General features: G+C 70.8%; 9 protein-coding genes. All 9 read right to left on the bottom strand.

Annotated elements, in window-relative coordinates; genetic code table 11:
- The 9 genes from ACFFN1_RS15245 to ACFFN1_RS15205 all read right to left on the bottom strand — a co-directional run bounded on the left by ACFFN1_RS15245 (window position 1) and on the right by ACFFN1_RS15205 (window position 21,821).
- Complete coding sequence (locus ACFFN1_RS15245; RefSeq protein ID WP_376841713.1) at window positions 1–1,050, bottom strand: FecCD family ABC transporter permease; 1,050 nt, start codon at window positions 1,048–1,050, stop codon at window positions 1–3.
- Complete coding sequence (locus ACFFN1_RS15240) at window positions 1,047–2,129, bottom strand: FecCD family ABC transporter permease (protein ID WP_376841712.1); 1,083 nt, start codon at window positions 2,127–2,129, stop codon at window positions 1,047–1,049. Before ACFFN1_RS15240 ends, ACFFN1_RS15245 begins: the two co-directional genes overlap by 4 nt.
- Window positions 2,126–2,935 (bottom strand): thioesterase II family protein, encoded by an 810-nt coding sequence (locus tag ACFFN1_RS15235; RefSeq protein WP_376841711.1) that lies wholly within the window; start codon window positions 2,933–2,935, stop codon window positions 2,126–2,128. Before ACFFN1_RS15235 ends, ACFFN1_RS15240 begins: the two co-directional genes overlap by 4 nt.
- 21 nt (window positions 2,936–2,956) lie before the next feature.
- Window positions 2,957–3,859, bottom strand: a complete 903-nt coding sequence (locus ACFFN1_RS15230; protein WP_376841710.1) for a siderophore-interacting protein — start codon at window positions 3,857–3,859, stop codon at window positions 2,957–2,959.
- Window positions 3,856–5,238, bottom strand: coding sequence for an MFS transporter (locus ACFFN1_RS15225; protein WP_376841709.1), 1,383 nt, complete (start codon window positions 5,236–5,238; stop codon window positions 3,856–3,858). Before ACFFN1_RS15225 ends, ACFFN1_RS15230 begins: the two co-directional genes overlap by 4 nt.
- A complete protein-coding gene (locus tag ACFFN1_RS15220; protein ID WP_376841707.1) occupies window positions 5,235–5,429 on the bottom strand; it encodes an MbtH family protein in 195 nt (64 codons plus the stop codon). The genes ACFFN1_RS15225 and ACFFN1_RS15220 overlap by 4 nt, the downstream gene beginning before the upstream one ends.
- A gap of 69 nt (window positions 5,430–5,498) precedes the next feature.
- Window positions 5,499–9,671 (bottom strand): non-ribosomal peptide synthetase, encoded by a 4,173-nt coding sequence (locus ACFFN1_RS15215; protein WP_376841706.1) that lies wholly within the window; start codon window positions 9,669–9,671, stop codon window positions 5,499–5,501.
- A gap of 94 nt (window positions 9,672–9,765) precedes the next feature.
- A complete protein-coding gene (locus tag ACFFN1_RS15210) occupies window positions 9,766–18,243 on the bottom strand; it encodes a condensation domain-containing protein (RefSeq protein WP_376841705.1) in 8,478 nt (2,825 codons plus the stop codon).
- Entirely contained in the window at window positions 18,240–21,821 is a 3,582-nt protein-coding gene (locus ACFFN1_RS15205; RefSeq protein WP_376841704.1) for an AMP-binding protein, read from the bottom strand. The genes ACFFN1_RS15210 and ACFFN1_RS15205 overlap by 4 nt, the downstream gene beginning before the upstream one ends.
- Window position 21,822 lies beyond the last annotated feature (1 nt).

The following is a 21,822-nucleotide window of genomic DNA, read 5'->3' as shown; positions in this document are numbered from 1 at the left end:
TCAGCGCCCCTTCGGCCGCTGGGTGCGCAGCAGCAGCCACAGCAGCACCGGGATGCCGATGAACGAGGTGATGACACCCACTGGCAGTGCTGAGGAGAACAGACGCACGGCAGCGAAGTCGGCGGTGAGCATCATGACCGCGCCCACCAGCGCCCCGCCGGCCACCGGCGGACCTTCGGTGCGCGTCGCCGCGAGCGCGATCTGTGGGGCGGCGAAGGCGACGAAGGGCACAGGCCCGGCGACCGCCGTGACGACCGCGGCTAAGCCGATCGCTGCGATGAGCAGCATGAGCTGACCGCGCGGCACATGAATGCCCAGCCCGCCGGCGATCCGCACGTCATAGCGCAGCAGCGCGAGTGTGCGGCCGAGCAGCACGAGCAGCACGAGGATGATCGCGATTATGAGCGCGACCGAGGCGAAGATCTCGGTGCGCACCTGATTCAGGCTACCGGTCAGCCACGTGAGGCTGGAGGCCAGTCCGGGCAGGTCGGCGTGCAGCAGCACCCATGAGGTTGCCGCTCCGAAACCGGCGTTGACCCCCAGGCCGACGAGCACCGCCCGGTGTGGTGCCAGGCCGCGCCGCCACGCCAGCGCGAGGACGAGGCTGCCGGCGATGAGTCCGCCAGCGAGCGCGGCCAAGGGGACCGGCAGGCCGGCGATCCAGGATTGGACGCTCAGCAGCGCACTCGAACTGGCCAAAGCGAGGACAGCAGCGGTGCTGGCGCCGGCAGTGACGCCGATGATGTCGGGGCTGGCGAGCGGATTGCGCAGCAGCGACTGGGTGATCGCCCCAGCAGCCCCGAGCCCCACCCCGACGATGATCGCCCCGATGACCCGCGGCGCCCGCAGCTGCGTGACGACGAAACTGCCGGCACCGGCGTCGAGGCCGAGGACGGCGCGCACCACCTCGGGAATCGGCACATCGACGTCCCCGGTCGACAGCGACAGCAGCGCGAACACGATGCCGACGCAGCCGAACACACAGGCGACGAGGACACGCCGGGTGAGCCCGCCTCGGGCGCGGATGCCCTCGCGGCTGCCCGGGGTCATCGGGTCACCGCCCGGGCGATGACGACGAAGACCGGCGCGCCGATGAGCGCGATCGCCACCCCAACCGGCAGCTCGCCGTGGGCGACGGCCACCCGGCCCAGCACGTCGGCGGTCAGCAGGAGGATCGCCCCGACCGGCGCGGTCAGCAGCACCGCGGCGATCGGCGCATCGGGCACCAGACGCCGGGCGGCATGGGGGCTCAGCAGCCCGATGAATGCCAGCGGCCCGGTGATCGCCGTTGCCGCGGCAGCCAGCACGACGATCGCGCTGATGCCGATGGTCCGGTCGGCCGCGACATTGCGGCCGAGCCCGGCTGCCAGCTCATCGCCGAGCGCCAGGCCCGGCCAGGCCGGCAGATTCACAAGAGTCAGCACGATCCCTGCGGCCAGCAGCGGGGCAACCGCCGGCAGCAGATCGAGCTGCCGGTTGACCAGCGCGCCGGTCGACCAGCCCTGGAAGGAGCGCATGATCTCCTCATGGGTCAGCACGATCGCCGTCGATGCCGCCCCGAGCAGTGCACTCGTGATCGCCCCGGTCAGCACGATCGTCGTGATCGGGCCGAAGGCGCGGATCCGTCCGGCGATGAGCAGGACGAGCGCCCCACTGAGCACGGCACCGACGAGGGCGCACCACACGTACTGCAGCGGCGCGTCGAGGCCGAAGAACGCCATCCCGGCGATGACCGCGAACCCCGCTCCCGAGGTGACGCCGAGCAGCCCGGGGTCGGCGAGGGGATTGCGGGTGTGCACCTGGGCGAGCGCGCCTGCGAGACCGAGTGCGGCGCCGGCGATGAGTCCGACGATGGTGCGCGGGATCCTCAGCCCCCACACGACGGCGGCGGCGTCAGGTCCGGCAGCGGCGGGTTCGCGCAGCACTGTGAGGACCTGGTTGAGCGGCAGCGGCTGCGAGCCGAAGGCCACACTGGCTGCCGCGGCGAGCAGGACGCACACGGCGGCCGTGGCCGTGATGAGCGTCAGGCGAAGACGCCGGCGGCGGAGAGCCGCCGGGGCAGAGGCGGCGGCTGGGGCGGCGGTGCCGGTTCCCGAGGTGCCGGCTGGGATGCAGGACGGAGCCGTCATGGCCGCCTCGTTCCGGCAGACACCGCGCCGTCACCGGTGGGGAGCCGGTCGAGCCAGGCAGCTGCGGTGTGCTGCCAGCTGACATCGCGCAGCAGCCCATGATGACCGCCGTGCAGACTTGCCCGCGTCACGCCGGCGCGTGTGCGCGCTGCCCAGTAGTCCATCGCCGCCGGCGGGACCAGCGGGTCATCGTCTGCGCTGAGCAGCAGCAGCGGCACATCGAGCACGGCTGCGGCCGGGGCTGCGGGAGCTTCGGCGGCGATGAGGTCGGCGCGCAGCGCAGCTTCGGTGAGAGCGAGGAGCTCGTCGCATGCGAGGAGCGCGGCGGGCAGGCCGCCGAGCTCACGCACCCAGGTGAGCAGCGCCTCGGCGGTGGAGGTGTGCGGGTCCGGATGCAGGCGGTGACCCGGCGCGGGAACCTGCGCGGCACACCCGGAGAGGATGAGCCCGGCCACCGGGAATCCTTCCGTTGTCAGCTGGTGCGCCGTGTCGAAGGCGACGTGCGCGCCGAAACTGTGCCCAAGCAGCACCACACCGGCACTGCCGCTCAGCTGCGCCCGGATGGCGGCGGCGGCCTCACCGGAGCGCTCAGAGCAGGTGAACGTGTGCGGTTCGCGCTGGCGGGATTCGCGTCCCGGATACTGCACGGCCCACACCGCGGAGAACAGCTGCCCGCCCTCCGGCCCGGGCAGCCGGGCCGTGAGGGACCGGCAGAACGAAGCGCCCGCACCGGCCGGTGGGAAGCACATGAGTGCCGGGGCGGCGGCAGGCCCGGTGCCGGGCAGCGAGATGAGCACGCGTGTCATCGGTTCGTCCATGGTGCCGGCTCAGCCGTCGGCCGGTTCTGTGTGGTGGTCGTGGTTGACAGTGCCGCGGCGCCAGTAGCCGTCGACGTCCCAGTGGTCGCGGGAGAAGCCGGCTTCCTTGACGAAGCGCCGCGCCGCGCGGATCGACAGGGCCTCACCGGCCACCCACACGAATCCCTCACGGTCGGGATAGTCGTGGGCGATGATCGCTTCGCTCAGCAGCTCGGTGCTGCCGGCAGGAGCTCCGTTGCGGTGGCACCAGACGGTGGTGAGGTCAGCGCGCGTCGGCAGGGCGATATGCGACTGCGGGCCGTCGACTTCGATGTAGGCGCACACCGGCACCCCGTCGCGTAGCCCCTCCACCCAGCGGGCCAGCGCCGGCAGAGCGGTCTCATCCGCGGCGAGGACATACCACGGGTAGACGTCCTTGATGAGGAACGCCCCGCGCGGTCCGAGCGCACCGAGCCGGTCACCGGGGGCGGCGCTGGCAGCCCAGCGGCCGGCGACACCGTGATCGTGGAGGACGAAATCGACGTCGAGCAGACCCGCCTCGGCGTCGAACCAGCGGACCGTGTAGTCACGGTACGTCAGTCCGCGCGGTGACCAGCGTCCCTCGGTCAGGGTCGGCAGCACCGGTGAACCGTCCTCGGCGGTGTCGAAGAACAGCTTGAAGTGGTCCTCCGGTGCCACTGCCGGGAAGCCGGCGAACCCGTCATCGGCGGTGAAGCGGATCCGTGCGAGCGTGGCGGAGAGCTCGGCGCGGGCGACGACGGTGAGGGTGCGCGGCCGCAGGTCGAAGGAGTAGCCGGCGGTCAGCTCGTCCTCCTCGGCAGGTTCCGGGTTGGTGGTGCACCAGCCGCGCGGTTCGCGCGGCACAAGACCGGTGGTCAGCTGGGGGTTCTCCGGGTGCGATTCGGTGGTCATGCGTGTTCTTTCTCTCGATTCGAATGGACGTGTCCGCGCACCGCAGACCGGGTCAGCAGTGCGCATGTGAGGACAGCGGCGATGACACCGCCGATGCTGATCGCAGCCCCGGCGCCGAGGACGCGGGCTGCCAGCGACAGCAGGGGACCGCCGAGGGTATCGCCGACGGTGGCCTGCGCCTGCCACAGACCGGTGATGCGCCCGCGCAGCCGGTCGGGGGTGCGGGAGCTGATGATCGTGAAGCGCAGGATCTCCCCGATGACATCGCCGGCGCCGACGACGGCGAGGAAGGCGAACGCCGGCCACAGCGATGTGCTCTGACCGAACGCCGCGACTCCGAGCGCCGAGGCGGTGAAGACGACAACGACGATGACCGACAGGCGGGACCGCCGGGCGATCCACCCGCTGCTCAGCCCTGCCAGCAGCGCACCGCAGGCTGGGGCGCTGTAGAGCAGACCGACCTCAGCGCTGCCGCCGCCGAGTGCGGTGGCGACGAATTCGGGAATGAGGACGAACGGCGAGGCGAACAGGATCTGGATGAAACCGATGAGCAGCACCGTGCCGACGACGCGGTCACGGCGGGAGAATGCCCACGCCTCAGCGGTGTGAGTGCGCAGCTGCCGCAGTTGCCCGCGCAGCCAGCCGATCATCGGTGCGGTGCTGCCTGCCGGTGAGGCGTCCGGCTGCTGAGCGTCCGTCAGCGGCGACGCGGCCGGTACCGCTGCGCCGGAGCCGGCTGGTGTGGGCGGGGCGGGCTCGTCTGCTGGTTCGGGCGACAGTGCGGGGATCCGGCAGATCGTCAGCCACGACACGATCCCGAGGCCGACGACGATCCACAGCACGAGCGCCGGATCGAAGCGGGCGATGAGCACACCGGCCAGTGCCGGAGCCGCTGCCGCCCCGAGGTCGATGCTCAGTGCCATGATCGCTCCGGTGGCCGGCAGCTCCTCAGCCCGCACCACCGCAGGAATCGCCGCCCCGAAGGCAGCCGCCCCGGCCGAGCCGATCGCCGCATCGAAAGCGGTGATGACGTAGATGGCTGCAAGGGAGGCCTCCGGCAGCATCGCGTTGAGCGCCAGGGCTGCGAATCCGAAGACCGCCAGCCCACGGGTGACGAGGATGACGATGCGCCTGTCCACCCGGTCGGCGATCGACCCGCCGATGAACGACCCGGCCACCGAGCAGACTCCGAGCACAGAGTTGACCAAGGCGATGTGCAGTGATGAACCGGTCAGCGCATAGATCTGCACATTGACGGTGACGACCAGCATGGACAGGCCGAACACCGTGAGCATTCGGCCGATGAACAGCGCCCGGAAGATCCGATTGCTGCGCAGCAGAGTGACGTCGATCCCCCAGCGGAGGAAGAAGCTCATCATGCCTGCGGGGTGCGCGGAGTGATGTCAGGCCAGTGCTCATCAGTCCAGACGAGCGCGTCATGGCGGTCGGTGGGACCGTAGACGGGAGTCCAGCCGTCGGGCACCGCCGCGAACGTCGGCCACAGACTGTGCTGGCCGGCCGCGTTGGTGAGGACGAGGAAGGTGCCGGAGTCGTCATCGAAGGGATTCATAAGCTCCTCTTTCAGTGGTTCTGTCAGGGGTCACGGTGCTGCGTGGTGCGGGTGCGGACACCGGGATTCTCACGTGTCGGGGTCGTTCAGCAGCGTCATGAGCTGCTCAGCATTCGACGGAGTGGTGAACGATTCGTGGTCGATGTCCATCCGCAGCGTCCGCAACCGGGTGCCGGCTGCCGCGGCCAGCTGCTGCCAGGCCTGTTCGACAGCAGACAGGCGGTCAGGCGTGCTGTCGAGAGCCGCCGACACCAGGGTGGTGTCGGCACGCGGCACGAGCGCCGGCAGCTCGCAGAGCAGCCGGCTGTTGACCGTCCAGCAGTCGAGCATGGCGTCGAATTCAGCGGCGGTGAAGTGGGAGAACACCCCGGCTGAGGTCGCGAGATGGGCAAGGACGTCCTCACGGTCGTACGGCGGCTGCAGCCAGGCCGGAGCCTCCGTGCCGGATGCTCGGAGCACGAATGCCAAAGCCTCCTGCTCAGGATCGGCAGTTGCACGGTCAGGCGCGTCGACGGCCTGGCCGCTGGGTGGATTGGGATCGGCAGCCGCACGGTCAGGTTCGTCACCGGCCTGGCCGCTGGGCGGGCCGGGGTCGAGCAGCACTGCCGAGCTGACCGTGATCCCGTGCGCGGAAAGAGCCGCCTCGAGATGGCCGGTGAGGTGAGCGCCGAACGACCAGCCGATCAGCCGGACCCCGCGCAGCGGCGCAGTCCCACCGGCGGCGAGGAGTTCGGCGATGATGGCATCGACGAGCATCTCCACCAGCCCCTGCGGATCCGTCGGACGCCCTGCTGGCCAACCGGCCAGGCCAGGTGACTGCACCGCCCACGCCCGCTGACCTGCCGGCAGATGGGCGGCCAGAGTGCTGAACGACCAGCCGAGGCCGAGCGCCCCGTGGATGAACAGCACCGGCTCCGCCACGTCACCGGCAGCATCGTGACCGGTGGCAGCATCACCGCCCAACGCCAGCATCACCGCATGTGCATCGGCCGCGGTGCCGAGCCGCTGCGCCAGCCCGCGCGGGGTCGGCGCGGCGATGACAGCGGCGACCGACACGCGCCTGTCGAGACGAGCAGACAGCAGCGTGGCGGCCCGCATGGCAGTCAGCGAATGCCCGCCGAGGGCGAACAGGTCATGTTCGGCACCACATTCGCCGATGCCGAGTGCGGTGGCGAAGACCTCGCAGATCTGCTCTTCGAGTTCGGTGCGCGGCGGTGTGTACTCCGGCTGAGCGAAATCCGGTTGTGGCAGAGCGGCGACGTCGAGCTTCGAGTTCACCGTCAGCGGCAGCTGCGGCAGCGTCATCACCGCAGCCGGCACCAGATGCTCCGGCAGCCGGGCCCGCAGTTCGCGGCGCAGCCGCTCCCCGAGCTCCGCACCGCTCGGATCCTCGGCATCGGCCGGACCCTCTGCATCCGGCCGGTCTTCGGCGCTCGCCAGACCTTCTGCATCCGCCAGGCCCTCGGCACCGTGGCCGGCTCCGGTGGGCACGACATAGGCGACAAGTGCGTGGGAGCCTGCCGGGGTGCGCACCGGAAGCACCGCGCAGGTGCGCACGAGCGCAGACCGCGCGAGGGCGGCCTGCACCTCTCCCGGTTCGACCCGGTGACCGCGGATCTTGACCTGACCATCGCCTCGGCCGTGGAATCGCAGTTGCCCGTCAGCACCGCGGCTGACAATGTCGCCGGTGCGGTACATGCGCTGACCGGGCGCCCCGAACGGGCAGGCGGTGAACCGTTCGGCGGTGAGCGCCGGCTGCCGGTGGTAGCCCTCAGCCAGACCGACCCCGGTGACCCACAGCTCCCCGGGCACATCATCGGGCACCGGTTCGAGGGAGGAGTCGAGGACGAAGACATCGGTCGCCGCGATCGGAGAGCCGACGGTCGGTTCGGCGGCATCATCGGTGCCGCCGCCGAGCGTGTTGATCGTGTACTCAGTGGGACCGTAGAGGTTGTAGCCGAGCACCCCGGGGGTGTCCCGCAGCCGCGCCCACAGCCCGCTCGTCACCGCCTCCCCGCCGAGAAGCACGAGGCGCGGGCGATGGTCGGCCAGCAGGCCCGCCTCGACGAGCGCCTCACCCAGCGACGGCGTCACGTTGATGACATCGACCTGCGCGGTGTTGAGCATGCTCACCATCTGCTGCGGATCATGCCGGGTCTCGTCATCACAGATGAGGACCGTGTGCCCGTCGATGAGCCACAGCAGCTCCTCCCAGGACATATCGAAGGCGAAGCTCACCGCGTGGGCGACCGTGAACGGGTGCTGCCGGTCAGCGCCGGCAGGCGCGAAGATCTTCGCGCGGTGATTGTGCAGCATGTTGACAAGACCGGCATGGTCGATCCGCACCCCCTTCGGCTCACCTGTCGAACCGCTTGTGTGGATGACATAGGCGAGATCGGAGTGCTGATATCCCGGATGCAGCTGCCGGGCGGACGACGCCTGCGCTGAGGACGAACAGCCGTCAGGGAGGACGACCGGCAGCGCCGGCACATCCGTCGGGGCAGCAGCACCGCCTGCGAGCACAGCCGTCACACCGCTGCGGGCGAAGATGCTGCTGCGGTGGGCAGGCGGGTGCGCCTGGTCGACTGGAACATAGGCGGCTCCAGCGGCGAGCACCGCGAAGATCCCGACGACCGCGCTGATGCCGCGGGGCACATCGACGCCGACGAGATCACCCGGCTGGACTCCGGCCTGCCGGAGCTCACCGGCAGTCGCGGCGATGCTCGACCACAGCTGCTCATAGCTCAGCGTCTCCTCCCCGCAGATGAGGGCGGTGCGGGCTCCGTGCGCCCTGGCGGTGTGCTCGAGCAGCTCGCACAGCGAGGCGCCTCCAGCCTGGACAGCGCCGCCCCCAGCCTGAGCACCGTCACTGCCCCCGCAGCGGGTGCGGGCCAGCCAACGTTGATGCGCGGCCTCAGGCCACAGCCGCAGCATGCCCACCTGTCCCTGCGGGTCAGCGGTCAGCTGCTCCAACAGCCGACGGGCGGCCTCGAGGATCGTGCTCGCCTGCTGATCGCTGACGGTGTCCTCCCGGTAGGACAGGATCAGCTGGGTCGACTCACCGGGATGGACGATGAAGGTGAGCGGATAGTGCGTCGCATCCCCGCCTTCGAGCTCCGTCAGACCGGTGGCAGTCGAGAGCTCGGTGAGCCCGTCGTCATCCTGCGGGGTGTTGCGCATGACGTAGAGCGTGTCGAACAGCGGGCCGAGCGCTGCCGCCCGCTGGATCGCACTCAGACCCACATGGTGGGCATCGAGCACCGCCGTCTGCGCACGGTGGGAGGCGGCCATGAGTTCGGCGACGGTCTCATGCGGGTGGACGGTGACCCGCTGCGGAACGGTGTTGAGAAACAACCCGACCATCGCCTCGGCTCCGGCAAGCTCAGCGGGCCGCCCCGAGACCGTCGTACCGAACACCACGTCGTCACGGCCGGTGAGCCCGCGCAGCACCAAACCCCACACGGTCGAGAACACCGTCGACACCGACACCGCGCAGCTGCGGGCGAAAGCCTCGATGCCGGCAGTCAGTTCGGCACCGAGATCGCATTCGACGACGGCAGGCAGCACGGTCTGACCGGTCTGCGCCTCGGCGACGAACGTGCCGGCATCGAGACCGTCGAGCGCATCCGCCCAGCGGCGCAGACCCGCCGCCTCATCCTGGGCTGCCAGCCAGGCGAGGTAGCTGCCGAAGGACGGCGGTTCCGGCAGCGTGTCATCGCTGCCGCCGGCGGCCAGATGGGCGAGCAGCTCGGTCACGATGAGCGCATCCGACCAGCCGTCGAACAGAATGTGGTGATTGGTCACGACCAGCGCCGACCGCGCCTGGCCGTTGAGTGCTGGCAGCCGCACATCGACGAATCGGATGAGCGGTGGACGGTCCATGACGAAACGGGTTTCGCGCTCCCGGCGCTGGATTCGCTCCAACCCGGCCTCCGCCTCGGCGGCGGGCAGGGCGGTGAGGTCTTCAACGGTGAGCGGAACCGGCACCTCGGGGGCGATGAACTGGACCGGCCGCTCGCCGACCGCGGTGGTGAACCCGGCACGCAGCACCTCATGCCGACGCAGCAGCGCGGCACAGGCCGCGGACGTCTGAGCGGGGCTGGGGGCCGGGCAGAAGAGGTAGGTCGACTGCATCGAGTAGACGTCGAGAGCGGAGTCGTCGCCGAGGGCATGGAACAGCAGTCCCTCCTGCAGCGGGGCCAGCGGCCATACGCGCACATCAGGCGTCACGGTGGAAGTCATCGGTTCCTTTCACAGTCAGAGCTGTCGGGGCGGGGTACTCGGGTTCGGGGCACCCAGGTTCGGGGCCCAGGTCGTCGGGTCAGGGAGTATCGGGTCATGGGATCTCGATCTTGGCGAGCAGCGCCGCGAGCGCATCGTGTCCAGCCGCGTCAAGGGCGGCGTCCGGGACGGCTGGGCTGGCTTCGCGGGACGGTTCCGGGGTCTCCAGCGGCGCGGCGGCCGAAGCCATCGCCCGGGGCGTCGGGTGGGTGAACACCTGGGCAGCGGTGAGCTTCCACCCCGCGGCCCGGAGCGCGGTGATGACGGCCATCGCGGTGAGCGAATCCCCGCCGAGGGAGAAGAAGTCGTCCTCAGGCTCGGGCCGGCGCCCGAGCGCATCGGTCAGTGCCTCGGTAACGGCGGCGAAGGCATCGGCGGAGGTCTGTGAACCCGCCGGTCCCGAGGCGGTGGCTGGGTCTGGTCCCGAGGCTGGCCCCGTTCCCGAAGCGGTGGCCGTGAGTGCCCTCGCGGTGGGGGCGAGGACGGCACGGACGGCGGCGATGAGCTCGCCGCTCGGCGCCTCGGCGGGTGCTGTGTGCAGGAACTGCAGCGCAGCACTGACGCCGGCGAGCAGGGACTCAGCTGTCTGCGCGTCGATGAGCTCACTCGGATAGTCCAGCCGCAGCACACCGGCCCGGTCAGCCTGGTCGCGCGGGTCGTCGGTGTCGAACTCGACGGTGAGTGCAAGCGGATAGTGGGTGTCGTCAGAGCCGTCGACGGCACCGAGCTGCACTCCGGGTGCCACCTGTGTGCGGTGCGGGGTGGGATAGTTCTCGACCACGATGAGCGTGTCGAACAGGGTGGGCGCCGACCGCCGGCGGGCCAGTTCCGTCAGCGGAGCCTCCGGAGTGGTCAGCGCCAAGCGCGTCGCAGCCGTCAGGCCGGTCAGCGTCGAGCCGAGGTTCTGCCCACCGAAGCACGCTCCGACCGGCACCGTCTGCAGCAGCATGCCGATGGTCTCAGCGTCAGTGTGGGACCGCCCGGAGACGACCATGCCGGTGATGACCTCATCTGCATCGGCCACAGCGGCCAGCAGCGCTGTCCATGCTGCCGTCACCGCTTCGGCCTGCGAAAGCTGAAGGCGTCGCGCCGCCGAGGCGATGCAGGCCGGAAGCGGTGCGCTGAGCGTGGCATGTGCTGAATCGACGGCGGAGATGAGAGCACCTGCACGGCGCGGCAGCGCTGCGTCCCACCGCTGCAGCTCGTGGTGGTTCTGCCCACGTGCCTGCCTGATGAGGATGTGGCGGGTCAGCGGATGTGCGCTCAGAGCGCTGCGGCCAGTGCCTCTGTTGCGGTCAGTGGATGAGCTGCGACTAGTGGGCCGGTGGTGCTGGGGCCCGCCTGCGCGTTCGCGCCCGTGAGGTGCGGACTCCAGCTCGGCGCGGTAGCAGGTGAAGAGTGCATCGACGAGGAGCGGCACTGACCACCCGTCGAGGACAAGGTGGTGGTCGAGCAGGGCAAGCCGGTGCGGGGTGCCGGCACTGCCGTGGACGAAGGCCCACCGGGTGAGCGGATCGGAGGTGACGTCGAACGGCTCGGCGAGCCACGCCTCGGCGGCGGCATGGGAGGTGAAGACACGGAAGTCCGGAGTCGCCTGGGCGAGGGAGGCGAGGACGTGCCGGTTGCCCAGCTGGGTCAGGCGCATCCGCAGCGCCGGTTCGCCGGCTGCCACCGCGGTGGCGGCGCGCTGAAGGGCGGCGATGTCGATCGGGCCGGTGAGCTCGAGATCGGTGCGGGCCAGATAGCGGCCGTGCTCATCGCCCAGACTCTCCAAGGCAATGCCGGTCTGCGCGGCAGTCAGCGGCCACAGGCCGTCGACGCCTTCAGCTTGCAGGCGTGCCAGCTGGGGCGCGGTGGCGCCGACGAGGTCGAGCACCGGGTTGCCGAAGCCGAGGTCTGGGTCGCCGTCGCAGGTCGGGTCGCCCACGGTGCGGCCTGGGTCAGGGCCGTGGCCTGCGCAGATGCCGGGGTTCGCGCTGTCCTCGAGGGCGGCGGCGACTGCTGCGATCCGTGCGTCGACGGCGGCATCATCGAGCGCAGGGTCCGCGCACTGCCAGCGCAGCACCAGCTGCTCACCGTCCAGCCCGGCGTTGAGCTCCCACGGATGGGAGGCCGGCAGCGACCGGCCCGAACCGAGGGCGTCCTCGCAGTCGGCGGCACCGTCGGCGATAGTCCAGTCCGCGCTGGCCTCGCCGGCAGGGGAGGTGTCTGCACTGCCTTCCCTGCCGAGGAAGTTGACGAGCAGATCAGCACGGATGTCCTCGGCCGCACCGGTGAGTGCGAGGGCATCGGCGAATGCTGTGAGGGTGGCGCAGCGGGAGGCGCAGCTGCGCAGATGCGCGGCCGGGTTCAGCTGAGCAGCCGGCGGCAGCGGCACCGGCCAGGTCTGGGTGAACCAGCCGACGACCGAGGCGAAGTCGATGTGATCGCGTGGATCCCCGGTGGAGGCCAGTGGGCGGCCATGGCCTTCGAACTCGACGACCAGCCCGGTGTCGGCAGTGCGCGCGACGGCGGCGGCAAGCTGCACATCGACGGGGGTGCCTGCTGCAGCCAGGTGCAGCAGCGCTGCGGTAGCTGCCCGGCTCAGCCGGACGGTGCGCTGCCGGGCTGCCCCGACCGCACTCAGCTGTTGGGGCGCGTTTGCTTCCGGTGCAGGTGCGCCGTCGGCGGCCTGCATCCGGTCGAACAGGGCGCGAACCCCGTGGGCCTGAGGGCGCAGTTGGTCGGCGGCGGCATCAAGTGCGAGCGCCGCAGCACAGAAGCTCTCAGCTGGGGGCAGCTGTTCGCCGTGAGCGACCGCGCGCAGCTCCGCGATGAGCACCGGCCAGGACACCGCATCGACGCCCAGATGGTGGGCAATGAGGACGAGGCGGTCGGCCCGGGTGCGCACCGCGGTCAGCAGCCGACCGGCCGCCGGGTCGAGGGCTGCGGCAGCGGCACGCAGTGCGCTCAGGTCATCGTCCGGTGCAGCCACGGCCGTGCTGAACAGCGGTCCGTCCTCGAGCCTTTCGGCGGGGAGGACGCAGGCTTCCGTTCCACGCAGCCGGAGGCGCAGCGCCTCATGGCGGGACACGAGGGTGTGCAGTGCGCGGCGCAGCTGGCTGTCGGTGAGATCGGCCGGGATGCGCAGCGTCCGCAGCTGCAGGAAGTGGTCAGCGCTGTCACCGATATGGGCGGCATACCACCGCAGCGCCGGTGTCAACGGCACCGGTTGCACGGCTTCGGCCACCGCCTCGGCTGCGGTCGCCGGGGTGCCGAAAGAGATCCGAGCTGCCAGCGCCGCTGGGGTGCGGGCGTCGAAGATGTCGGAGATCTCGACGGTGCAGCCGGCACGCCGGAGCGCACCGACGACGCTCATCACGAGGATCGAGTCACCGCCGCTGGCGAAGAAGTCGTCGTCGGCTGCGAGGGCATCAGCACTTGCACCGAGTGCTGCTGCCATCACACGGCGCGCCTGTTCGACGTGTTCGCGCTGAACTCTCGCGGTGGTGCCGGACGGGTCGACATCGCGATCGGCGGGGACTGGGTCGGCCGCGCTCGGGCCGGCCGCGACCCGCTCAGCGCTGACCAGGTCACCTGCGACCAGGCCGGCCGGTGACTCCTGAGTCGAGGAGAACTCGGAGTCTCCGGCCTCGGAGGGGAGACCGAGCACGGCTGTCAGCTGTCGGGCGAACCGGGCGAGCAGCGCCTCGGCTGCCGCGGCTGCTGCACCGGGAGCGTCGAGTTCGAGTTCGAAGGCTGGCCCGTCGGGGCTTTCGAATCGGGTCAGGGTCACCGGGTAGCCTGAGGCGTCCGCACCGCGCACCGGGACCACCCGGGGCAGCCCCGCCTGAGACTCCTGACCTGGGGCGCGGCCGGCGATGGAGGCATGGGCTGCTTCGATGACGAGGAGTGAGTCGGAAGCGGTGCCGGTCAGTCCCGCAATAGCACCGGAGCCGAGGTGGGCGGCACGTTCGGTGCGTGCGGTCTGACGCATGAGCGTCGTGCACAGCCGGTCGGCGGGAATGCTCGCATCGGCGAGCACCGGACGGGTGGTGAGAAAAGCGCCGACGGCCCGTTCGATGCCGTCGATAGGCACATCGCGGCCTGCCGAGGTCAGGTCGAACACCACCTGCTGTGCGCCGGTGGTCTCTGACAGTGCGCGAGCCCACGCGGCTTGGATCGCCGCTGCCTGCGTGATGTCCATGCGCTGTGCGGCAGTCTGCATGGCCGCGGTGAAGCAGGCGTCTGGCTGCCATACTGCGCGCGCCCGGGTTCGGCGACGAGCCTGTTCAGATATCCCCGCCTCTTCAGGCGCACCTGGCTGTTCAGACGCGCCCTCCTGCTCAGATGCCCCTACCTGGCCCGTCGCGCTCGCCTGCCCCGACGCCTCCGTCCCGGCGGCGGGCATGACGATGGTGCGCACGACCGGCCCGCGGAACAGCTCCCGCCATTCGGCCTCCCACTCGCTGGTATCCTGCGCTGCACACCAGCGCAGGTACTGCGCCCAGCCGGTGTCCACCGGCAGCGGCTCACCGCGCAGCGCCTTCTCAAACGACTCCGCCAGCAGCGGTGTCGTCCAGCCGTCAGCGAGCAGATGATGCACTCCGAGGGCGAGTTCGACGGCCACCGGATCAGCGGCGCTTCGCTGCGGCAGACGCAGCCACACCGCACAGATGAGGTGGCCGTCGGCCAGCGACTGCTCGCTGATGGCCCGCTCGACAGCTGTGGTGCGCAGCGCATCGAGATCGGCAGGCTCAGTCGCAGCATCTGCCGCATCTATGACGTGATGGACCATACGTCCGGGATCAGTCGTGAAGGCGGCCGGCACCGCATCACTGCCCTGCGCGATGACGCTGCGCAGCGCAGGATGGGCGGCGAGCACCGCATCCCAGGCCGCCTCCACCCGCGGCTGGGTGAGCTGGTCAGCAGTGTCGGCCTCCACCCGCAGCAGCGTGGCGGTGCGGTACGGGTCTGCGGCACCGGCCCGCATGCTCATCGCAAACATTCCCGTCAGGGTTCCGCTCAGCGGCAGCTTCTCGCTCACCTGCACCCCGGCAGGAAGCACTGCCCGCAGTTCGGCAGGAATCTCGATGGCAGCAGGAACCTCGCCGCCGGCAGGGGCGATGTCAGCTGTCGAGTCGGGCGCATCGCTGACGACTGGGACGGCTGCGGCAGCGGCCTCGGCGAGTGTGTCGGCGCTGAGCAGAGCCCCAGCTTCGAGCGCCCAGCCGCTGCGCCGCAGCCAGGCACTGACCCGGATGGCGGAGATCGAATCCCCGCCCAGGCTACGCAGAGACAGGCGCGCATCGGCCCGCCCGATCACCTGCGCGGTCGCTTCGCACACAGCGGCCGCCGCCGAGGCGGTGGCTGAGCCGGCATCAGCGGCATTCGTGTTGCCGGGTCGCGCCCAGACAGGCAGGGGCAGCGCCCGGACATCGATTTTGGCGCTGCTGGTGAGCGGGAACGCATCAACAGACAGCACTGCCGAGGGGATGAGCGGGGGCGGCAACAGCTCGCGCAGTCCCCGGCGCACCGCCTCGGGATCGGAGAACGGCTCCTGGGGTTCCGGCTGCACCCAGGCGACCAGTCGCCTCCCCCCGCTCGGATGGTCAACCGCAGCCGCATGCGCGTGGCGGATGCCCGGCAGGCGGGTGAGCGCGGCGGTGATCTCCCCGGGCTCGATCCGGAAGCCGTTGATCGACAGCTGGTCGTCAGCCCGGCCCAGCAGCGCGAGGCTGCCAGCCGGGTCGATCCACGCCCGATCCCCGGTGCGGTAGAGCCGCGCCCCGCCGGGGGCTGCTGTGAACCGTTCAGCCGTGAGCGCCGGTCTGCCGAGATAGCCGTGGGCCAGCTGAGTGCCGCCCAGATACAGTTCGCCTTCGCAGCCGACGGCCACCGGCCGCAGCCAGGGGTCGAGCACGGCCGCGGTGGTTCCGCCGACGACTCTGCCGACGCGCGGCTGCGCGCTGTCGCGCACGTCGGCGATGAACGCATCGACGGTGTTTTCAGTGGGGCCGTAGGCGTTGAGCACGCGTGGCGCTGATGGCCGCGCCTCACCGGCGGCGGACAGATGTGCGCCGGCGGCGGGCAGGGGCGCATCGGCGGCTGCTGGTGGGGGAGTGTCGCCGGGGGCTGCTGCCGCGGCTGAGCCCGCTGAGTCTGCCGTCTCTGCTGTCGTGTCACAGCCGGTCAGCTGCCGCATCTGGGTCCACAGCTGCGGAGGGAAGGCCTCACCTCCGGCAACGCAGACAGCCGGGAGGGTGGTGAGCAGGCCGGCGGCGAGGTGGGAGGCCCACAGCGCCGGCCCGAGATCGAGGTAGTCGATGCGCTCACGGTTGAGCAGTGCGGCCAGCGCATGAGGATCGAGCAGAGTCTGCGTATCGAGCAGGCGCACAGTGCGTGCCTCGAAGAGGCCGAGCAGGGCATCCCAGTGGGCGTCGAAGTGCAGCGCGTTGGTGTGGGCGATGACCTCGACGTCCTCAGTCCACAGTTGCCGGCGATGGTGGGCGAGCAGCGCAGCCATGGCGTCATGCGGCACCGCAACCGGCTTGGGCCGGCCGGTCGACCCGGAGGTCAGCACCACGAACGCAGTGTCCGTCCCGGTCACCGGCCGGTCCGCGGGTGTGCCGGGAGCTGAGCCTGCTGTGCTGTTCGGGTCCGCTGCCGCCCGCAGCACCAGCCCGGTGGGATCGAGCAGGAGGTCGGCTGCAAGCTCGTCGAGCACCTCCTCGCGGCGTCGCGCAGGTGTCTGCGGGTCGAGGACCAGGGTGGTGAATCCGGCGGTGAGCGACGCCAGCAGGGCGGTGATCGCCTCGACGCTGCGGGGCAGCTGCAGCGCACACAGCGGCCGGCGCCGGCCGGCGCGGACCGGCACAGCGGTCTGCAGCTGTGCACGGCGGGCTGTGACTTGAGCTGCCAGCTCGGAGAACGTCAGGGTCTGGTCATCGGAGATGAGCGCTGGCTTCTCCGGATGGGCCGCGCACGCAGCGAAGAAGGCCTCGGGCAGCAGAGACGGCGCAGGCGGCGCACCGGAGATCTCAGCGCCTGCCTGACCGGATCCGGCAGAACCGCGCGGGAGCGGCTCGCGCTCTGCCGGGCCGGGCCCGATGAGGGCTGATCCGGCCTCGCCGGGCTCGGCTGTGCAGCCGCTGAGGGCGCTGGCCTGGATGCGCCGGTCCTCGTCGGTGCGCAGGTCGATCGAACTGAGCGGCCGATGCGGATCCTCGAGCAGTGTGCTCAGCAGCGTCTCGACAGCGGTGAGGAGGCGCCTTTCGCTTCCAGCGGCACAATGGGAAGCGACTTCGACCCGGATGCTGAGCGCAGAGGCGGCATCGCTGGGCTCATCACCGGCATCGCTGGGTCCTTCACCGCCAGCGCTGGATCCCTCGCCGGCATCGCAGGCGGCTGCAGAGAGCACGCTCGTGACCTCCACCGGATAGTGAGTGGCATCGACGACATCCACGAGCGTGAGTTCGATGTCACCGCTGTCGGCGTCGCGCAGCTGTGCCTGCGCACGTGCACCGGCTGTCTCATGGGTGTAGAGGACCCCGGCGGGATCGGCGATCCCCAGCGTGCGCAGAATCCCCGACAGACCGATGTGGTGGTGGGGCAGACCGGCATTCCACGCGGTTTCGAGTGAGCTGAGCACCTCGGCCAGCGGCCCAGGAGCCGCACAGTGCGCAGCCAGGACAGAATCGGTGAACAGACCCGGCGTATTCTCCACCCCGGCCAGCCCGGAGCCGCGACCGTGCACGGGTATGACGATGGGTGTGCCGACAGCGCCCGACAGCCAGTCGACTGCCAGGCTCACACAGCCGCGGAGCAGGGCCGCAGGGGTGGTGCCCATGTCGCGGGCGCGCGCGGCGAGTGCGGCTGTGCGGCCGGGTGAGAAGGTGCTCTCACAGCTGAGCCGAGCGGCACCTGCGCCCTCGCCAGCTGCGCTTTCGCTGCCGAGCCACTGGGGGCGCGGCATCTCCGGCAGATGCGCGAGCTCATCTGCCCAGAACGCGGCGGCAGCGCTGCGATCGGCGCGGTGCAGCTGTGCCAGATGCTCGCTGTAGTCGCAGGTCTGCGGAGCTGGACCCGGCGTGCTGGATCCCAGGCGGGCGAACTCACTGAGCAGCAGCGGCATCGACCAGGCGTCGAGCACCGCATGATGCGCAGTGAGAAGCAGCACCGAACGACACCCGGCGGCGATGAGATGCCAGCGCAGCAGCGGCGGATCCGACAGGTCGAAGCCCTCACCGGCCTCTGCTGCGGCGATCGCAGCGACCTGGGCCTGCGCCTCGGCGGCGGTCACCTCACCGAGGGAGGTGGACCGGATGCGCGGGTCGACGGCGGTGATGAACTGGGTCGGCTCGACATCGGCGTCGACGATGAACCCGGCACCCAGCTGCGGATAGTGCCGCAGCAGCGCTGCAGCGGCGCGTGCGAGCGTGGCCGGGGCGAGGGGAGCTGACAGTGCGATGCGCGCCTGGCCGACGTACGGGGCCGGGGTGCTCAGCAGGCCGCGCTGCAGGGGAGTCGTCGGCCAGATGATCGGGGCGGTCATGAGCGGTGGGATCCTTTCGGGGGATGCAGACGGGACTTCAGCAGCGCGGTGACCGCGTCAACGGCCGCCGGGTCAGCGACCGGGAGGCTGCCAGGGGATTCGGCCGGGAGGCTGCCGGGGGATTCGGCCGGGAGGCTGCCGGGTGATCCGGGCTGCGGGCCGTCAGCTGCGCGGGCCGGCACACAGTTCGCGGCGATGCGGGCGAGTGTGCGCTGGGCGAAGACCTCCGAGACCGAGGTGGTGAATCCCGCGTCCCGGAGCGCTGCGACGAGCCGGATCGCTGTGATCGAATCCCCGCCGAGGCGGAAGAAGTCAGCATCGGCGCCCAGTTCGCCGGTGTGCAGCACTGTGCGGAATGCAGCGGCGAGAGCTGTTTCGGCCGGGCCGTCGGGCCGGCGCCCGACGGCGGCTGCCTGCGGTGCCGGCAGACCGGCCGGATCGATCTTTCCGGTTGCGGTGCGCGGGAAGGCAGTGACCGGCACCACGGCAGCAGGCAGCAGGTGCTCGGGCAGGATGGCTGCGGCGGCTTCGCGCAGCTGCGCGGCCTCGGGCTCCGGGGAATCGGTGAGGACCCAGGCGATGAGCTGTGCGCCGACCAGCCTGACCAGCGCCTGCCGGACCGCCGGCAGACGTTCGAGGCCGGCCTCCACTTCGCGAGGCTCGATGCGGTAGCCGCGCACCTTGATCTGGTCATCGGCCCGGCCGTCGTAGAGCAGATGCCCGCCAGGCAGCATTCGCACGAGGTCACCGGTGCGGTACATGCGCGAACCCGCCGGCCCGAAGGGATCGGCGACGAACCGTTCGGCACTGAGTCCGGGCAGCCCCAGATAGCCGTGCGCCAGCTGCTCACCGGCAAGCCACAGCTCTCCCTGCACACCATGCGGCACCGGGCGCAGCCATGCGTCGAGAACATAGGTGCTCGTGCCCTCGACCCCGCGCCCGATGAGTGAGCCGGCAGACTGCCGCACAGCGTCAGCGGCCGCGCAGTCCTGCAGGTCTGTCGAGCACAGCCGTGTGGCATCGACTGTCGATTCGGTGGGGCCGTAGAAGTTCGTCGCCTGGACCGGCCTGCCGTCTATGGTGCGCGCGGCTGCGATCCGCTCCCACACGGGTGCCGGGCAGGCTTCACCGCCGACGTTGATGTGCGTGAGGCTGTGGCCGTCGGCCAGCAGCCCCTCGTCGAGCAGCGCAGCGAGCATCGTCGGGGTCGTATCGACAGCAGTCGCACGGTGAGTCTGCACAGCGGCGACGCAGGCACGCGGATCAAGGGCGGTGTCATGGTCGATGAGCACTGCGGTGTGGCCCCACACGACTGCCGAGAGCAGATCCCAGGAGCCGTCGAACATGAGCGGCAGCGTCAGGGCTGCCGTGTGCCGCTGCCCGGAGGACCACAGCGCAGTTCCGACGGTGTGCAGGTGCCGTCCCAGCGCAGCCTGGCCGATGAGCACCGGCTTCGGCCGTCCGGTCGAACCGGAGGTGTGGATGATGTAGGCCGGAGCTGTGGGGCGCACGCGGCTCCATTCGGCGGCGGCGCTCGCCTCCCAGCCGTTGAGGTCGGCAGATGCTGTGCCGGTGACCGTGCCCGAGGCGGTGGCCGCAGATCCCGCGACGGCGGGCGTCTCCGACGTGGCGGGGCTTCCAACCGCGCCCGAGGCGGTGGACGCCGATCGGACTTCTTCGCGCCAGGCCTGCGCCAGTTGTGGTGTCAGCCGCACTGGTGGTGGGGTGCCGGCGGTCTGCGCTGCTGCGGTGAGGCCAGCGGTGAGCTCCTGGCGGCGTGTCTCCGGCCAGGCGTGGTCGATGGGAGCTGCCGGCCGTCCGGCAGCTGCGGCGGCGAGATACCAGGCGACAGCATCGTGGCTGCGCGGCAGATCGAGGATGAGCGGCTGTGCCGCAGCAGTGTGGACGGCCAGGGCGGCGGTCCGCTGGAGCACTTCGGCGTAGAGCTGTGCATGTGTCCAGCTGCTGTCTCCATGGATGAGCGCAGGCCGCTGCGGATGCTGCCGGGCGGCTGTGCGAAGACGGTCGTGCAGCAACGGCACCGGGCTGACCCGGCTGGCAGCCGCAATGGACCGCTCTGCCGCAGTAGTCTGCGCTGTCACAGCGGACTGCACTGCCGTCGAGGTCTGCTCTGCCGCCGGGGTCTGCTCTGCCTCAGCGCCCGGCCCGGGCGCCTCCGCAGCCTCAGCCCCCAGTGCTCCCAGCAGCCGGTCGCCGGCGGTCGCGAAGGATGCGAGTACGCGGGTGAATTCCGCCGCCAGAGCGGCCACCGCCTCGCCGGCGGTGCCGGCCGGTGCGGTGAATGACAGGACTGGACCGGCATCGTCGAACAGCACCGCGATCGAGACGTCGTCGAGCGGACCTTCGGCCAACGGTGTGATGGAGGTTCGCAGGCCAGGGCTGTGCGGTAGCGGGCCGAAGAGCTTGACATTGAGCTCGGTGCCGGTCGGCTGAGTGCCGGCAGCCAGATGCCCGTGGAGGCTGAGCAGCTCCGCAGAGCGGAATCGGCTGTGGGCGCGCAGCTGCCGGAGCTGGGCGCCCACCTCCTGCAGCAGAGACGCGAGGGTGGCAGCCGGGCTGATGTGCACGGCTGCCGGGAGCACATTGACAGTGCAGGTCGGTGCCTGGGCGGCGGGGCTGCCGAGGCGGTTCATGAGCGGAACACCGATGACGACGTCGCGGTTGCCGGACCAGCGGGCGAGCACAACGGCCTGTGCGGCCAGCAGGAGATCGAGGGGTGAGCAGCTGTGGGAGTCGGCGAGTGCGTCGAGATCGACATCGGGTCGGCAGCGGACCGGCTCGGATGTGCGGCCGCCGGCAGCGTCGGACGGGTGTGCGCCGGCTGAGCGCGGCAGGCGGAAGGAATGGGCTGCCCCGGGACGCGGCGGACGAGCAGCCCAGTACGCGCGGTCGGCTGCGGCGGCCGCTGAGCGCTCATAGGCCTGCTCCTCTGCGGCAGCTTCGGCAGGATCAGCCCACGGGCGGGGAGCAGCGGCCTGCCCGGTGAGATGCAGATAGGTGCGCAGGATGCGCCGGAGGACGAGGTGGACACCGTAGCCGTCGAGGAGCAGATGATGGACGGCCAGAGAGACCGCCGCCTCGGTGTCGGACAGCGCGAACACCCGCACTGTGGTGAGCCTGTCGCGGCTGGGATCCAGCGGTGCGGTGACGTCTGTGCGGGCGAGCCTGAGGGCAGCGGCCCAGCGCTGTGATTCGTCGGAGCCGGGCAGGCTGTCGTGCGGATGCCTCATCACCGCGGCCGGGCGGCCCGGCTGCAGCGTGCCGGTGGCCGCGTCACCGTGCAGGTGCAGGCTCAGCCACGGAGTCTCATGCAGCACCCGCTCGCAGGCTGCGTGGAGCTGGCCGTGGTCGATCGCTGCGGCAGTCTGACCGGAGGCACCGGAACAGGTGCCGTCCGCCTCGCGCGCGGTGCCGCCGGCTGCGCTGATGCGCAGGATGTCGCCGGCGACGTAGTCGCTGGAGGAGGGGTCGACAAGGCACGCTGCGGCGATGCCGCGCTGGGCAGCGGTGAGCGGCAGACCCGCTGCGGGCAGCCCGGGGCCGCGGTGATGAGGCATG

The organism is Brevibacterium otitidis, from assembly GCF_042429315.1.
In the GTDB taxonomy this organism is placed as follows: Bacteria; Actinomycetota; Actinomycetes; order Actinomycetales; family Brevibacteriaceae; genus Brevibacterium; species Brevibacterium otitidis.
The sequence above is the reverse complement of the archived record's forward strand: the minus strand, read 5'-3'. Positions and strand labels throughout refer to the sequence as shown.

Coding starts and splice junctions, on each gene's coding strand:
- ACFFN1_RS15235 (WP_376841711.1), bottom strand. CDS start 2,935: ATGACACGCGTGCTCATCTCGCTGCCCGGCACCGGGCCTGCCGCCGCC.
- ACFFN1_RS15215 (WP_376841706.1), bottom strand. CDS start 9,671: ATGACTTCCACCGTGACGCCTGATGTGCGCGTATGGCCGCTGGCCCCG.
- ACFFN1_RS15240 (WP_376841712.1), bottom strand. CDS start 2,129: ATGACGGCTCCGTCCTGCATCCCAGCCGGCACCTCGGGAACCGGCACC.
- ACFFN1_RS15220 (WP_376841707.1), bottom strand. CDS start 5,429: ATGAATCCCTTCGATGACGACTCCGGCACCTTCCTCGTCCTCACCAAC.
- ACFFN1_RS15225 (WP_376841709.1), bottom strand. CDS start 5,238: ATGATGAGCTTCTTCCTCCGCTGGGGGATCGACGTCACTCTGCTGCGC.
- ACFFN1_RS15205 (WP_376841704.1), bottom strand. CDS start 21,821: ATGCCTCATCACCGCGGCCCCGGGCTGCCCGCAGCGGGTCTGCCGCTC.
- ACFFN1_RS15230 (WP_376841710.1), bottom strand. CDS start 3,859: ATGACCACCGAATCGCACCCGGAGAACCCCCAGCTGACCACCGGTCTT.
- ACFFN1_RS15245 (WP_376841713.1), bottom strand. CDS start 1,050: ATGACCCCGGGCAGCCGCGAGGGCATCCGCGCCCGAGGCGGGCTCACC.
- ACFFN1_RS15210 (WP_376841705.1), bottom strand. CDS start 18,243: ATGACCGCCCCGATCATCTGGCCGACGACTCCCCTGCAGCGCGGCCTG.